16 protein-coding genes are annotated in these 15258 nt (G+C 62.4%); 12 read left to right on the plus strand and 4 right to left on the minus strand.

Annotated features, from left to right (window positions below):
• Nucleotides 1–30: 30 nt before the first annotated feature.
• The 3 genes from rplI to BM413_RS08380 all read left to right on the plus strand — a co-directional run bounded on the left by rplI (nucleotide 31) and on the right by BM413_RS08380 (nucleotide 2731).
• The gene (gene rplI, locus BM413_RS08370; protein WP_091912220.1) at nucleotides 31–606 is read left to right on the plus strand and encodes a 50S ribosomal protein L9; all 576 of its coding nucleotides are present in this window, start codon (nucleotides 31–33) and stop codon (nucleotides 604–606) included.
• A gap of 155 nt (nucleotides 607–761) precedes the next feature.
• Nucleotides 762–2057 carry an SAM-dependent methyltransferase gene (locus BM413_RS08375; RefSeq protein WP_091912222.1) on the plus strand — a complete coding sequence of 432 codons (1296 nt, stop codon included), beginning with the start codon at nucleotides 762–764 and terminating at the stop codon, nucleotides 2055–2057.
• 350 nt (nucleotides 2058–2407) lie between these two features.
• Entirely contained in the window at nucleotides 2408–2731 is a 324-nt protein-coding gene (locus BM413_RS08380; protein WP_091912223.1) for a YnfA family protein, read from the plus strand.
• Nucleotides 2732–2743: 12 nt separating this feature from the next.
• Here BM413_RS08380 and BM413_RS08385 read toward each other — a convergent pair whose 3' ends face one another.
• From BM413_RS08385 to BM413_RS33550, 3 genes are all read right to left on the minus strand, one after another.
• Nucleotides 2744–3577 (minus strand): AraC family transcriptional regulator, encoded by an 834-nt coding sequence (locus BM413_RS08385; RefSeq protein ID WP_091912225.1) that lies wholly within the window; start codon nucleotides 3575–3577, stop codon nucleotides 2744–2746.
• An 86-nt stretch (nucleotides 3578–3663) separates the two neighbouring features.
• Nucleotides 3664–4248 carry a hypothetical protein gene (locus tag BM413_RS08390; protein WP_091912227.1) on the minus strand — a complete coding sequence of 195 codons (585 nt, stop codon included), beginning with the start codon at nucleotides 4246–4248 and terminating at the stop codon, nucleotides 3664–3666.
• Nucleotides 4249–4322: 74 nt separating this feature from the next.
• Nucleotides 4323–5018: a DUF930 domain-containing protein gene (locus BM413_RS33550; protein WP_244537803.1), complete on the minus strand. Its 696-nt coding sequence runs from the start codon at nucleotides 5016–5018 to the stop codon at nucleotides 4323–4325.
• Between the two features lie 188 nt (nucleotides 5019–5206).
• Here BM413_RS33550 and BM413_RS08400 point away from each other — a divergent pair, with 188 nt between their 5' ends.
• The 7 genes from BM413_RS08400 to BM413_RS08435 all read left to right on the plus strand — a co-directional run bounded on the left by BM413_RS08400 (nucleotide 5207) and on the right by BM413_RS08435 (nucleotide 12166).
• Nucleotides 5207–6697: a replicative DNA helicase gene (locus tag BM413_RS08400; RefSeq protein ID WP_091912230.1), complete on the plus strand. Its 1491-nt coding sequence runs from the start codon at nucleotides 5207–5209 to the stop codon at nucleotides 6695–6697.
• Between the two features lie 81 nt (nucleotides 6698–6778).
• On the plus strand, nucleotides 6779–7036 hold the full coding sequence (locus tag BM413_RS08405; protein ID WP_091912232.1) for a type II toxin-antitoxin system Phd/YefM family antitoxin: 258 nt from the start codon (nucleotides 6779–6781) through the stop codon (nucleotides 7034–7036).
• Nucleotides 7037–7509: 473 nt separating this feature from the next.
• Entirely contained in the window at nucleotides 7510–8907 is a 1398-nt protein-coding gene (gene radA, locus BM413_RS08415; protein WP_091912236.1) for a DNA repair protein RadA, read from the plus strand.
• Between the two features lie 60 nt (nucleotides 8908–8967).
• Complete coding sequence (locus tag BM413_RS08420) at nucleotides 8968–9588, plus strand: CvpA family protein (RefSeq protein ID WP_091912238.1); 621 nt, start codon at nucleotides 8968–8970, stop codon at nucleotides 9586–9588.
• A 58-nt stretch (nucleotides 9589–9646) separates the two neighbouring features.
• Nucleotides 9647–11116 (plus strand): amidophosphoribosyltransferase, encoded by a 1470-nt coding sequence (gene purF / locus BM413_RS08425; RefSeq protein ID WP_091912240.1) that lies wholly within the window; start codon nucleotides 9647–9649, stop codon nucleotides 11114–11116.
• Between the two features lie 22 nt (nucleotides 11117–11138).
• Nucleotides 11139–11423, plus strand: coding sequence for a hypothetical protein (locus BM413_RS08430; RefSeq protein ID WP_091912242.1), 285 nt, complete (start codon nucleotides 11139–11141; stop codon nucleotides 11421–11423).
• Nucleotides 11420–12166 carry an SDR family NAD(P)-dependent oxidoreductase gene (locus BM413_RS08435; protein WP_091912244.1) on the plus strand — a complete coding sequence of 249 codons (747 nt, stop codon included), beginning with the start codon at nucleotides 11420–11422 and terminating at the stop codon, nucleotides 12164–12166. Before BM413_RS08430 ends, BM413_RS08435 begins: the two co-directional genes overlap by 4 nt.
• A 13-nt stretch (nucleotides 12167–12179) precedes the next feature.
• On the opposite strand, the gene BM413_RS08440 is transcribed toward BM413_RS08435, so the two are convergent.
• Entirely contained in the window at nucleotides 12180–12707 is a 528-nt protein-coding gene (locus tag BM413_RS08440; protein WP_091912246.1) for an OsmC family protein, read from the minus strand.
• 191 nt (nucleotides 12708–12898) lie between these two features.
• Between BM413_RS08440 and BM413_RS08445 the strand changes: the two genes are divergently transcribed.
• Complete coding sequence (locus BM413_RS08445) at nucleotides 12899–13786, plus strand: DMT family transporter (RefSeq protein WP_091912249.1); 888 nt, start codon at nucleotides 12899–12901, stop codon at nucleotides 13784–13786.
• Between the two features lie 102 nt (nucleotides 13787–13888).
• Nucleotides 13889–14743 (plus strand): DMT family transporter, encoded by an 855-nt coding sequence (locus BM413_RS08450; protein ID WP_091912299.1) that lies wholly within the window; start codon nucleotides 13889–13891, stop codon nucleotides 14741–14743.
• Nucleotides 14744–15258 lie beyond the last annotated feature (515 nt).

Raw genomic sequence — 15258 nt, forward strand, 5'->3', positions numbered from 1 at the left:
CTCGTGGCGACAACGAAAAGGAACGAAACCATGGAAGTCATTCTTCTCGAACGCATTTCCCGCCTCGGCCAGATGGGCGACACCGTCAAGGTCAAGGACGGCTTTGCCCGTAACTTCCTGCTGCCGCAGGGCAAGGCGCTGCGCGCCAACGAAGGCAACAAGAACAAGTTCGAAGGCCAGCGCGCCCAGCTCGAAGCCCGCAACCTCGAGCGCAAGTCGGAAGCCCAGGAGATCGCCGACCGTCTCGACGGCAAGAGCTTCATCGTCGTGCGTTCGGCTGGCGAAACCGGCCAGCTCTACGGTTCGGTCTCGACCCGCGACATCTCCGACATCGTCACCGCTGAAGGCTTCTCGGTCAGCCGCAACCAGGTCGAGCTCAACCAGCCGATCAAGACCATCGGCCTGACCAATGTGGCCATTGCGCTGCATCCGGAAGTCGAAGTCACCATCACGCTGAACATTGCCCGCACGGCCGACGAAGCAGAGCGCCAGGCAGCCGGCGAAAAGCTGGACTCGGCCGAAGCCATCTACGGCGACGACATCAACGAGAATGCCCGCCCCGACAACTTCTTCGACCCGAACGAGGAAGAAGGCGAGGAAGCCTGATCACGGTTTGAAAAACCGATTGTTCATTCGTGAACTGGACCAAAGCCCGGGTGAAAACCCGGGCTTTTTTGTACAAGCTGGAACATTTTCAGCCGTGGCGCTTTGACGCAGAATGATGTCGACCCCATCTTAGAATCAGCATCGGGTGCCTTGGCATGAACATTCTGCTTCAACGTATTATCGACCGTCTCGTGCGCACGGGAAACCTCTCCGTCACCGGGCCGAATGGTTCCACACACACTTTCGGCGACGGTACCGGCGAGCCCGTCCATGTCGTCATCAACACCCGCCATGCAGAACGCGCTATCGCCTTCGACCCCATGCTGGCGCTGCCGGAAGCCTTCATGGAAGGCGAACTGGACGTCGTTGAGGGCGACATTCTCGGCGTGCTGCGCATCGCTTTCCAGAACATGGGTCCGGGCGGCATCGAGGCGTCATGGACGAAAGCCGTCGAAGGCCTGCGCCATGCATTCCGCCGTTTCTACCAGCTGAACACGGCCGGCCGCTCCAGGCGCAACGTGCAGCGCCACTACGACCTCTCGGGCGAGCTCTACAAGCTCTTCCTGGACGACGACATGCAATATTCCTGCGCCTATTTCGAGCGGCCGGACATGACGCTGGAGGAAGCCCAACTCGCAAAGAAGCGGCACATCGCTGCCAAGCTGCGCATAAAGCCCGGCCAGAACGTGCTCGATATCGGCTCCGGCTGGGGCGGTCTCGGCCTTTATCTCGCCCGCACCTTCGATGCCGACGTTCTCGGCGTTACGCTGTCGACCGAGCAGCATGCGGTCGCCACCGAGCGCGCCAATGCGGAGGGGCTTGAGAACCACGTCCATTTCGAGCTTCGCGACTACCGTCACCTGACTGAGCGTTTCGACCGCATCGTTTCGGTCGGCATGTTCGAGCATGTCGGCGTCAACCACTACCGCACCTTCTTCGACAAGGTGGCCACGCTGCTCAAGCCCGACGGTGTCATGGTGCTGCATTCGATCGGCCGCAGCGGGCCGCCCTCGGCCACCAACGCCTTCATCCGCAAGCACATCTTCCCCGGCGGCTATATCCCTGCCCTTTCGGAAGTGCTGCCGCATATCGAAAAGTCGGGCCTGATGGTCTCGGACGTCGAAGTCCTGCGCATGCACTATGCCGACACGCTGAAGGCCTGGCGCGAGCGCTTCATGGCCAACCGCGAGCGCGCCAAGGAAATCTACGACGAGCGCTTCTGCCGCATGTGGGAATTCTATCTCGCCGGCTCGGAAGCTGCGTTCCGCTGGCAGGACCTCATGGTGTTCCAGATCCAGCTCACCCGCCGCAACGACATCGTGCCGCTGACGCGCGACTATATCGGCAAGTGTGAGAAGGCCCTCTCCATGCACGAGGCGGCACACCAGCCGGAAGCCGAAACCGTGAAGAAGCCGCAGAGATCGCGGCGGCTTCCCGAAGCGGGCGAGTAAGGTTTTTTCTCGTAAGGTCCACGCCCCTTCACGCGCCTACCACTGGCGCCCTCTTACGGCGGGGCTGTCGCATATGAGGAACCCCCACCCCTAACCCCTCCCCACAAGGGGGAGGGAAACCTTGTGGCATCCTCGCAAGGCGCGGATCATTGATAGTTTCGCGTCGCAAAACAGCCGCAAGAGTCCCCCTCCCCCTTGTGGGGAGGGGTTAGGGGTGGGGGTTATCACAAGCAACATTCATCGCAATTTTCATATGCAATTGCCCTGCCGTAAAGACGGGCGAGGCCCGCGACTCGCCCTGCTGTGGTAAGGGTGAGGGGCAGCGCCAACCTCAACCGGAAGCCCCACCTATGACCATTCCAATCTTCATCGCAGCCGCGATCTGTGAAATCGCTGGCTGCTTTGCCTTCTGGGCGTGGTGGCGGCTGGAGAAATCACCGCTCTGGCTCGTGCCGGGCCAGGTGTCGCTCATCCTGTTCGCCTGGCTGCTCACGCTTGTCGACACGCAGGCCGCCGGCCGTGCCTACGCCACCTATGGCGGCATCTACATTGCCGCCTCGCTTTTCTGGCTGTGGCTGGCCGAAGGCGTCCGCCCCGACCGCTGGGATGTCCTGGGTGCTGCGATCTGCGTCGCCGGCGCCTCGATCATCCTGTTCGCGCCGCGCGGGGCGTGACCGGCAAGACGGTCAATCCTTGATCGGCACCCATATCTCCAGCCCGCCATTTCCGCTGCGCGGATCGAACTCCGGACCATAGCGCTCGAAACTCGGTGCATCGGCGGATTTGTACTGCGATTCCGGCAGCCACTTGCTCCAGATCGTGTGCATCGTGCCGCGGATAGCCGAGATATGGTCGCGATGGGTAAACACCGCATATTTCTGCGGCGACACCCGCACGCAGCTGAATTCCTTCGGCATCTCCGAGAAATCCTTGACCTCGACGCCGCTGACATATTCGAAGCTGGTGTCGTCGAAATTGCAGCACAGGCCATACCAGGCATTCGGCACCGCGCCGGGAATGCTGCCTTCATATTCGTTGAAACGCTGCCACAGCGCCGGAATCAGGTTGTTGGTCCTGTCGTATTCGTAACGCTCGCCAAGTCCGGCGATCAGCATCGCCTTGCCTTCGACGAAGCGGGGTTCTTCCAGGGTAACTGTTGGTTGGTCGGACATGATGATCGGCTCCACGAGTTCGATGTTGTCGTGATGGCGTTGCGCGCGCAGTGCCTCGGGCGTCAGCCCGAACTGGTCGCGGAACGCCCGCGTGAATGCCTCATGGGAGCCATAGCCGGCATCGATCGCGACGCCGAGAATGTCGGGCGCGCCATCCGCCAGGGCCCTCGCCGCCTCGCTCAGCCGGCGCCCGCGCACATAGCGGATGACCGACTGACCGGTTGCGGCGACGAAGGCCCGCGACAGATGAAAGCGCGAGACGCCGCCGACAAGGGCGATGTCGTCGAGCGAAATCTCCTTGGCAATGTGGCTTTCGACAAACCAGAGCGCTTTCGATACCGGGTCCATGTCACTCCCTTCAGGCAATGGCCCGATATGCCCGTTTCCGAAACCGTCCGTTTGATCGTTTTTGCGGTCGAGCGCGTTTTGCCGCCTCAGGGCTTCGCCGGCGTCACGATCTCGTAGGTGCAGGCGAAGGACGCAGCCGCGATGCGATAGGTGTCGCTGACATCGTCGGGCACCTGCACGATGGCGTCGCCCGGCCTGGCGACCATCGCCTCGCCCCAAGGCGCGGTGAAGGTGAAATCACCCATCTCCTGCGAAACGATGAAATAACCCATGTCCGAGCCTTTGGGCGAGAAAGCGCGATAACCGTTCGCGTCGGGTTCGGACTGCGCTTCGCCATAGCGGGTGGGGAACTTGGCGGCCTTGACCAGTATTTCCTCATTGCCGGTCTCCGGGCAGCGGTTGCGCACGACCCAGTCGCCTTGTTCCGCCGGCTTGGATTTCGTCTCCACGCCTTCGCCCTTGATAATGGTAACAATCACCTCTCCCGGCACGGCGGCACGGGCGTCGACGGGTTTGGTCTTGCGGGCGATGCCGGTCTTGCCCTCGCCCTTGACCGTCGCAAACAGGGCAATCTGGTCCTTGGCTGCTGCGGTGTCGGCGATTGCGGGAGAGAATCCGGCTGCGCTGCCAAGCAGCATGGCGGCGAGAAATGTGGCGTGCGTTATCTTCATTGCGTTAATCCCTGAAAGTCCTCCCAAACCATATCAGCATGGGCGGGCAGCCGAGCCAATTGCGATCGTGACCCTTAATGTATCGAAGGCAGATTGCGTTCTTCCCACTTGTCTTTGGGAATGGCCTCGCCCACCAGGAACTCGAAGGCCGCGACCTTGGCGTGGTCCGGCGTCAGTTCGCATTTGAATTTGAGATTGTACCATAGGCTCTTGCTGCGGAATGCCGCGCCGTCGGCCAGGATCGTGTTTTCCTCGAGTTTCGTGCCGGCCATGGCATAGGCAACGACGCGGTCCGGCTGGAGGTCGTTGCGCCACGCATGCAACTGGTCCATCGCCTCGATATTGCACAATTGTTCCGAGCGATCGGCCTCGGCCAGTTCCCGCAGGCCTTCCCGCGCCTGCCTGCTGCGCGGATCGGCAAGGGTTGCCTCCGACATCATCCTGCTGGCCCTGACCATCGCGGGCGGCTGGTCGTCCGGCTGGACCGGCAGGCGAACCGGCGCCGGGCCGAATCTGTCAGTCGACGGCGGCGAGGATGGCATGGCCGACGCCTCATCTTGCTGCTCGGGCTCTCCGGCTACTGCCGGTACTTCACTCGGCCGAACGATCTCAACAGCGACATTGTGCTCCTGCGGCACGTCCAGCGGCCTCGTTCCGGACAGGGCGATCAGAAGGACGACGACAATGACATGAAGCAGGATCGAGGCCGGGATACCCCATCCGACACGTCGCGAAGATGCGGTGAGGATAACGTCGGAAGCTTCGCTCATTTTCCTGTTTTGTTCTGGCCCTCGGGGGTAAGCTTCCATCCTGATTCGCGTCAATCGAGATTCGTCCGGCTGGCCAAGTAGCTGTGGACGGTTTGGCGTAATTGTGAATTGCGGGCAACACGCTGCATTTGTTCACCGCCCGCTAGCGGCATCTGGTACGGCAGGGAGCAGGCAAGATCGGGGAAGTCATGGCAGAGGCAGCACAAAAGTTCGGCGTGGCCGAAACACCGCTTTATCGCGAAGCGCCGAACAATATCGAGGCCGAGCAGGCGCTGCTTGGCGCCATCCTCGTCAACAACGACGCCTTCTACCGCGTTTCGGACTTCCTCAAGGCCTCGCATTTCTACGAGCCGCTGCACCGCAAGATCTTCGAGATTGCGGCCGAGATGATCCGCATGGGCAAGATGGCCAATCCGGTCACGCTCAGGAACTTCGTGCCGGCCGACCAGAAGGTCGGCGACATGACGGTGGCCCACTATCTCGCCCGCCTTGCGGCCGAAGCCGTCACCGTCATCAACGCTGCCGACTATGGCCGCGCCATCTACGATCTGGCCACGCGCCGCGCGCTGATCACGGTCGGCGAGGACATGGTCAACATCGCCTATGACGCGCCCGTCGACATGGCCCCGCAAGAGCAGATCGAGGACGCCGAGCGCCGCCTGTTCGAGCTGGCCGAAACCGGCCGCTACGATGGCGGCTTCGAAAGCTTCACCGATGCGGTGAAAACCGCCGTCGACATGGCCAACGCCGCCTATATGCGCGACGGCCATCTGTCCGGCGTTGCCACCGGCTTGCGCGATCTCGACAAGCGCATGGGCGGCCTGCAGCCCTCCGACTTGATCGTGCTTGCCGGCCGCCCCGGCATGGGCAAGACCTCGCTCGTCACCAACATCGCCTTCAACGTCGCCCACGCCTACGAGCCGGCGCAGCAGGCCGACGGCTCATTCAAGGCGGCCAATGGCGGCGTCATCGGCTTCTTCTCGCTCGAAATGTCGTCCGAACAGCTCGCCACGCGTATCATTTCCGAGCAGACGGAAATCCCCTCATCCAAGATCAGGCGCGGCGAAATCACCGAGAACGATTTCGAAAAACTCGTCGCCTGCTCGCAGATGATGCAGAAAATCCCGCTGTTCATCGATTCGACCGGCGGTATCTCCATCGCCCAGCTTGCCGCCCGCGCCCGCCGGCTGAAGCGCCAGCGCGGCCTCGATGTCATCGTCATCGACTATATCCAGCTCATGCAGGGCTCGTCCGCCAAGGCCTCGCAGAACCGCGTGCAGGAGATCACCGAGATCACCACGGGCCTGAAAGCGCTGGCCAAGGAGCTCAGCGTGCCGATCATCGCGCTGTCGCAGCTGTCGCGTCAGGTCGAAAGCCGCGACGACAAGCGCCCGCAGCTCTCCGATCTTCGCGAATCGGGCTCCATCGAGCAGGACGCCGACGTCGTGATCTTCGTCTACCGCGAGGAATATTACCTCAAGAACAAGGAGCCGAAGCCCGGCACCGAGGAATACATCAAGTGGGAAACCGAGATGAACGACGTGCGCGGCAAGGCGGAAGTCATCATCGCCAAGCAGCGTCACGGCCCGACAGGCACGGTCTCGCTCGCCTTCACCGGCGAATTCACCCGCTTCTCCGACCTCGCCGAAGAGCATCACCTGCCGGAGAGGTTCGAGTAGGATTTTTTTGAGAACATCTAAATGTTCCGTACTTCATGCAATATATGTATAATCTGTATTGTATGGATGGAGTGATCGGAGATGATCAAGGTCAGCGCCGCTGAGTTCCAGCGCAACATAGGTCGTTATCAGGATTTGGCGCTCACGCAGCCGGTTGCCGTGACGCGAAACGGACGGGACCGAACGGTCATGATTTCGACTGAGGAATACAATCGCCTGAAGCGTCGCGACCGCGAGGTGCTTAGTCTGGATGATATCACCGACGAGCAACTTGCTGCGTTGGAAAAGGCACGCGCGCCGGAAGAGACCAAAGCTTTCGATCACGAACTTGACGATTGATCCTTGGCCCAGATTCCAGATCCCAGAGAGGGCCTTGTCTTAAACTACAGCTACCTCTGGCTATCCGAGCATAGGAAAGGACTGGAAGAAGGCAGTAAGGACAGGCCATGCGCGGTTGTTCTAACCGTGGCAAATGACGAAGGGCGACAAATAGTGACCGTCCTTCCGGTGACACACAGCCCACCGAAGCACGCTGAAGACGCTGTCGAAATCCCCACGGCGACCAAGCGCCGTCTCGGTCTGGATGACCAGCGCTCGTGGATCGTGCTGACGGAGGCCAACGAATTCAACTGGCCAGGACCTGACCTACGGCCAATAATTCGCTCAGGCTCAAAGAGCTTCTCGCACGGATTCTTACCTTATGCTCTCTACGAAAAAGTTCGCACTGGCTTTATCGAAGCCACGATCAAGCGGCGCGCGGCGACCGTCAATCGCACTGAATAATCGGCCCATGCAGCAGCTTCGAGAAACCCATGGCTAAAACGCGCACACAGTTCATCTGCCAGAATTGCGGCACGGTCCACACGCGCTGGGCCGGCAAATGCGATGCCTGCGGCGAGTGGAACACGCTCATCGAGGAAGGCACCAACAGCGGCATCGGCAGCGGCCCGGCCTCCATGCGCAGCGCGCGAAAAGGCCGCGCCGTGGCGCTCACCACGCTGTCGGGCGACATCGAGGACGCGCCGCGCATCGCGTCGGGCATCGGCGAGCTCGACCGCGCGCTGGGCGGCGGTTTCGTGCGCGGCTCGGCCATTCTTGTCGGCGGCGATCCCGGCATCGGCAAGTCGACGCTTCTCACGCAGGCCGCAGCCGCACTTGCCTCGCGCGGCCACCGCATCGTCTATGTCTCGGGCGAAGAAGCGGTTGCCCAGATCAGGCTGCGCGCCCAGCGCCTCGGCGTCGCCAACACGGCTGTGGAACTTGCCGCCGAAACCAATGTCGAGGACATTCTCGCCACCATTGCCGATGGCAAGCGGCCCGACCTGATCATCCTCGATTCGATCCAGACGCTGTGGACCGACATGGCCGATTCGGCTCCGGGCACAGTGACGCAGGTTCGTTCGTCGGCTCAGGCGATGATCCGCTATGCGAAATCCACAGGCGCTGCGGTCGTTCTCGTCGGCCACGTCACCAAGGAAGGCCAGATCGCAGGTCCGCGCGTCGTCGAGCATATGGTCGATGCCGTGCTCTATTTCGAAGGCGAAGGCGGCCACCATTATCGCATCCTGCGCACGGTAAAAAACCGCTTCGGGCCGACCGACGAGATCGGCGTTTTCGAAATGTCCGACAAGGGCCTTCGCGAGGTCGCCAATCCGTCGGAGCTTTTTTTGGGCGAAAGACACGCAAAATCGCCCGGCGCTGCGGTTTTTGCCGGCATGGAAGGCACGCGGCCGGTGCTGGTCGAGATCCAGGCACTGGTCGCGCCCTCGCCGCTCGGCACGCCGCGCCGCGCCGTCGTCGGCTGGGACAGCCCACGCCTCGCCATGGTTCTGGCCGTGCTCGAAGCCCATTGCGGGGTGCGCTTTGCAACGCATGACGTCTATCTGAATGTGGCCGGCGGCTACCGCATTTCAGAGCCCGCGGCTGATCTTGCGGTTGCAGCCGCTCTGGTTTCCTCGCTCACTGGTCTTGCCCTTCCCGCCGATTGCGTCTATTTCGGCGAAATCAGCCTTTCGGGCGCCATAAGGCAGGTTGCGCATGCGCAGCAGCGCCTTAAGGAAGCCGAAAAGCTGGGCTTTGGACAGGCAGTTCTGCCGAAGGGCAGCGAGGAAATATCCGGAGGAATCGGGTCCGGCTCTTTCCAGCCCGCAACGCTCACGGACCTCGTGGTGCGGATTGCGGGGTCGCTTCGCCGGAACACTGACGACTGAACGGATCGCCGCCAGCGCGGCCCGGAAAGGCGCAAAGCGCCATCATGGAGTGGGAACGACATGCCGATTACGCTGCTTGACGGAATTCTCGTCGGCTTCACGCTTGTTTCCGCAATGCTCGCCATGGTTCGCGGCCTTTCCCGCGAGGTTCTTTCCATCGCGTCCTGGGTGGCTGCCGCGGCCGCTGCCTATTTCTTCTACCCGATGGTTCTGCCCTACGTGCAGCCGCATCTCGACAATGAGAAGCTGGCGATGGGCGCTGCCGCCGGCATCGTCTTCATCATCGCGCTGATCGTGGTCACCGTCATCACCATGAAGATCGCCGATTTCATCATCGACAGCCGCGTCGGCGCGCTCGATCGCACCCTCGGCTTCCTCTATGGCGCGGCGCGCGGCATTCTGGTAGTTGCCGTCGGCCTCCTGTTCTTCAACTGGCTCGTCGGCTCGAACCCGCCTGCATGGATCGCCAACGCCAAGTCGAAGCCGCTGCTGGAATCGATCGGCGCCAAGCTTGAAAATGCGCTGCCGGAAGACCCGGAAAACTCGATCCTCAAGCGCCTGAAGCCGGAAACCGGCACCGAGGCTCCGGAAGCCGGTACGGAAGCACCGCCGGCCGACAATGCCCCGGCCGAAGCACCGGCAGAGAACGCACCGGCCGAAACGCCGCCCGCCAACAATTGATGGTGGCGCTGCGAGCGCTGCTGTCCTATATGATGGCTTTCTGACGAGAGACCGCCCGATGGCACAAGCCGACGACACCTTGCTGGCCGAGGCCGACGATCATTTTCACGACGAGTGCGGCGTGTTCGGTATCTTCGGACGCCCGGAAGCCGCCGCGATCACCACGCTCGGCCTTCACGCCCTGCAGCATCGCGGCCAGGAAGCCGCCGGCATCGTCTCCTATGACGGCAGCCAGTTCCATGTCGAGCGCCATGTCGGCCTGATCGGCGACACCTTCACCAAGCAGTCCGTCATCGACCGGCTGCAAGGCACCCGCGCTATCGGCCACACGCGCTACGCCACCACCGGCGGCGCCGGCCTGCGCAACGTGCAGCCCTTCTTTGCCGAACTCTCCACCGGCGGCCTGGCCGTCGCCCACAACGGCAACATCACCAACGCGCTGACTGTGCAGCGCACCTTGCAGAAGCAGGGTTCGATCTTCTCTTCCACCTCGGATACCGAAACGATCCTTCACCTCGTCGCCACGAGCAAGGAACGCGACATCACCGCGCGCTTTATCGAGGCGATCCGCCAGCTCGAGGGCGCCTTCTCGCTGGTCGCACTGACCTCCAAGAAGATGATCGGTGTGCGCGATCCGCTCGGCATTCGCCCGCTGGTACTGGGCGACCTCGACGGCGCCTGGATCCTTGCCTCCGAGACCTGCGCGCTCGACATCATCGGCGCGCGTTTCGTGCGCGATCTCAAGCCCGGCGAGATGGTCGTCGTCACCGGCAAGGGCATAGAGAGCCATTTCCCCTTCGAGCCGCAGAAATCGCGGTTCTGCATCTTCGAATATGTCTATTTCGCCCGGCCGGACTCCTCCGTCGAGGGTCGCAATGTCTATGACATCCGCAAGCGCATCGGCATGGAGCTTGCCATCGAAAGCCCGATCGATGCCGATATCATCGTTCCGGTGCCTGATTCCGGCACGCCCGCCGCGATCGGATTCTCGCAGCAGGCCGGCATTCCGTTCGAGCTCGGCATCATCCGCAACCACTATGTCGGACGCACCTTCATTTCGCCCGGCGATTCCATCCGCCACATGGGCGTGAAGCTGAAGCACAACGCCAACCGCCGCATGATCGAGGGCAAGCGCGTGGTGCTGGTCGACGATTCCATCGTGCGCGGCACCACCAGCCAGAAGATCGTGCAGATGGTACGCGAAGCCGGCGCGAAAGAAGTGCATATGCGCATCGCCTCGCCGCCCACCCGCGCCTCCTGCTTCTACGGCGTCGACACGCCGGAAAAGGCCAAGCTGCTCGCGTCGCGCATGTCGGTCGAGGAAATGGCCGATTTCATCCGCGTCGATTCGCTCGGCTTCCTGTCTATCGACGGCCTCTACCGCGCCGTCGGCGAAGCGAGCCGCGTCGACGAGCAGCCGCAATTCTGCGACGCCTGCTTCACCGGCGAATACCCCACCCGCCTGCTCGACCTCGAAGGCACCGACAATGTGCGGACCTTGTCGCTGTTGGCGACCGGCGGGCAGTAGCGTGCAGGCGTCGATCTAAGGCATGACGGATCGTCCTACTACCTTTTTGGATCGGCTCAAGGCTTCCGGTTCACTCATCAAGGACCTGCTTCTCGACGAGATAGTCGTCAAGTCAGAGATCGCGACGCCACTCGGTTCGGATTTTCTGGAGTGCGAGGTTCGACAGTCCCGCAACTCCGCTGAGCGCTATCTGGTACTCAAGTCACGCGGCGGCGAGGCGACGGTGTTTGTCACGCTTGATGAAACTGCCGCAAAGCAGTTAGTCGATTTTATTCAGCAATCCTTTTTGAAACCTCAGGATCAATGACCCCTTCTATAGACCTCACCGGCCGCATCGCCCTCGTCACCGGCGCATCGCGCGGCATCGGCTACCAGATCGCCAAGCAGATGGCGGCAGCCGGCGCGCATGTCATCGCGGTTGCCCGCACCGTCGGCGGGCTCGAAGACCTTGACGACGAGATCAAGAAGGCCGGCGGCGAAGCCACGCTCGTGCCGCTCGACCTCACCGACATGGCCGGCATCGATCGCCTCGGCGGCGCGATCAACGACCGCTGGGGCAAGCTCGACATTCTCGTCGCCAATGCCGGCGCGCTCGGCGTCATCTCGCCGCTCGGCCATGTCGAGGCAAAAGTGTTCGACAAGGTCATGGCCATCAACGTCACCGGCACATGGCGGCTTATCCGCTCGGTCGACCCGCTGCTGCGCAAATCCGACGCCGGCCGCGCCATCATCCTGTCGTCGGGTGCAGCACACTCCGCCCGCGCCTTCTGGGGGCCGTATGCCGCATCCAAGGCGGCTGTCGAGGCAATGGCCCGTTCCTGGGCTGACGAGACGAAAAACAGCGCGCTGCGCGTCAATTCCGTCGATCCGGGCGCGACCCGCACGGCCATGCGGGCGCAGGCCGTGCCGGGCGAAGACCCGGATACGCTGCCGAAACCCGCCGAGGTCGCCGCAAAGATCCTGCCGCTGGCCAGCCCGGCACTGACCGAGACCGGAAAGCTCTTCCAGGTCCGGAACGACCGTTTTGTCAGCTACCGGATGCCCGAATAAGCCAGCCTGACTCCTAAAGCTTCGCCGTCGGGCGGTGGTTTTTCGCCGTCACCGATAGCTCCGGCTTGCTGTTGATGGTCTGGAACACCACGCAATAGCGTTCGGTGAGCTTGATCAGCGTGTCGATCCTGTCCTGCGGCTCGTCCGTGTCGAGATCGAAGCGCAGCCTGATCGCGCGAAACCCGACGGGCGCGTCCTTCGCCACGCCCAGCGTGCCGCGGAAATCGAGGTCGCCCTCGGCTTCCACCGCCGCACCTTCAAGGCGGAATTCCAGCGCCGTCGCAACCGCTTTCAGCGTCACGCCGGCACAAGCCACCAGCGCCTCCAGCAGCATATCGCCAGAGCAGAGTTCGAGCCCGGTGCCGCCCGTCGCCGGATGAAGACCGGCCACGGCAAGCGCCCTGCCCGTCTCGACCTTGCAGGCGATGGATTGCTGGTCGATCGATCCTTTCGCCCTCAGCGTTATCAGCGCCTGCGCCGGGTCTTCGCGATAACCCTGCTTCAGTGGTGCCTGCAGTGACTTCAGTTCGTCGGCGTTCATGCCAGCCTCCCGATTGCGCTTATGACCGAACCATATCACGCCAGCGCGCCCTTTGGCCCGCAAGACGTGACCGGGCCTGCCCCAACGTTCGGCTGCGGCTGGCGTAGCCGGGCGAGCCTTCCCGGCCCTATAGCTGCGGCTGCGCGCCGGCTGCTTGGCCTCGCCGCAGCGCCATTCCGCAGGACCGCTCCATGACCAATGCCGTCGTTCTCGACACGCGCGAAAAGATCTACGCCGGCATCATGCTCACCGGCGTCGCCTATTTCCTGTTTTCGGTGCAGGACGCCTCGATCAAGCTCTTGGTGACGGGCCTCACCGTCTGGCAGATCCTGTTCTTCCGCAGCGCAACCGTGCTTGCCGGCTGCGTGGCGATTGGCGGACGCGAACTCCTCGTCCAGTCGGCCCGCTCGCCCATCGTCAAGGCGATGCTGTTGCGCAGCTTCCTGACGCTGCTTGCCTGGCTGTGCTTCTACAGTTCTGCAAAATATCTCCAGCTCGCCGAACTGACGACCATCTACTTCGCTGCCCCCGTCATCATAACCATCATGTCGATCTTCATCCTTGGCGAACAGGTGCCTTGGATACGCTGGGTCGCGGTACTGATCGGCTTCGTCGGTGTCTACATCGCCTGCGACCCCAGCAAGCTCGGCATAACGCTGCCTGTCGCCATGGTGCTGGCCGCCGCCTTCCTGTGGGCACTGGCGATCGTGCTGATGCGCAAGATCGCGCTGCAGGAACGCACCATGGTGCAACTCGTCCTCAACAATGCGTTCTTCCTTGTCATCGCCGGCGTGCCGATGGCCTTCCTATGGCAGACCCCGACATGGCAGGAAGCCCTGCTTCTGGTCACCGTCGGCTCGCTCGGCGGGGTGGCGCAGTTCATGCTGTTCGAAGGCATGAAGCGCGCGCCGGTCTCGGTAATCGCGCCGTTCGAATACACCTCGCTGGTCTGGGCCTTCGCGCTCGGCTACGCAATCTGGGGCGACATTCCGCGCCGCGAGGTTTTTATCGGCGCCGCCCTCATCTTCTTCGCCGGCGTGGTCATCATCGCCAGCGAGCATCTGCGCAAACGCGTATAGCTTCTTTCCTCCTGACACTGCGGTGGCAGGGGCGATGCGGTAATCTGCGGCTCGCTGCCGCGTAAGGGAATAATCGTGGAACTGGATCAATCGACAGAACGCATGCTCGGCGTAACGCTCGTCAGCGCCTCGGCGGCTGTCTTCGGCCTTGCCGGCGTGCTGACCAAATCGATCCATGCCGACCCGCTGACGATCAATTGCTGGCGCGGCTTTGTCGGCGGGCTGCTGATAACCGCCTATGTATTCTGGCGACGCCGCCGCGAAACAGCACCAGCGCCCTTGCGCCTCGGCTGGCGTGGTTGGCTGATGGCCGTGATCGGGGCGCTCGCCAGCATCGCCTTCATCGCCGCCTTCAAGAACACCTATGTCGCCAATGTCGCGATCATCTACGCGACCGCGCCTTTCGTGGCTGCACTGCTGGCCTGGCTTCTGGTGCGCGAACGCGTGCGCTCGCAAACCCTGCTCGCCGCCTGCCTGTCGCTCGCCGGCGTCGGCCTGATGGTGTTTTCTGGCATCGGCACCGGCCGACCTTTCGGCGACGGGCTGGCGCTTCTGATGACCTTCTCCAGCGCGCTCTACATGGTGCTGATCCGGAAATTCCGCGACACGCCGGTGGTCTGGGCAGGTGCGGTGTCGGCCTTCCTGCTCTTCGCGCTGGGCTGGTTCGTCACCGATCCGCTGGCCATTTCCGGGCGTGATGCAATGCTTCTTGCAGCCTTCGGCGCCTCTTTCGCCCTTGCCTCCGTGCTGTGGACCGAAGGCTCGCGGCTCATTCCCGCTGCCGAATCCGGCCTGCTCGGCTCCGCCGAAGTGCCCTTCGCCATCTTCTTCGGCTGGCTGTTCCTGTCCGAACTGCCGCCTGCCGCAAGCCTCATCGGCGGCATCATCGTGCTCGCCGCAGTCTTTGCCCATGCCGGCCGCGACTGGCTGGTAGCGCGCCGGATGCGCATGGCTTAGCGCGAAAAAACTTGCGATTTCAAGTATTTGCAAGAACTCAAAAAAATCTTCAAAAAAGATTCTTTTTTGGGAACCAATTTGCGGAACGTGCGTTTTGACGATGGACGGGCTGTCCCCTTATGCCCAACCCCCCGCCCGTCCCCCTTACTCCAAAGCCGGTCCCTCGTGGCCGGCTTTTCTTTGGAGTTGCCACGGGAGCGGCGCAGGGCGCGACGCCAACTTCCGCGATTGGTACAAGCATCTCTGTCGTCGTCATCCCGGAAACCGGAGCGAAGCGCAGGTTATCCGGGACCCATTGGTCGCAGCATCGTCAGGCGCGGCCCGGTCCTGATGTCGACGCGTTCTGCGCCGCTGAAGCTCTTTTGCATTCCGGCATGGATCCCGGGTCTCCGCTTCGCTCCGCCCGGGATGACGAAGAGGGGGTATCGCCGCTAATCGCAAACGTTGTTTAAGACCAGAGACGCAATTGCCGCGCGCCAGCGCTGACGATTAGCACGCGCCAAACAATGCAGTTC

The sequence above is a fragment of the Mesorhizobium sp. YR577 genome, from assembly GCF_900116595.1.
GTDB lineage: Bacteria > Pseudomonadota > Alphaproteobacteria > Rhizobiales > Rhizobiaceae > Mesorhizobium_M.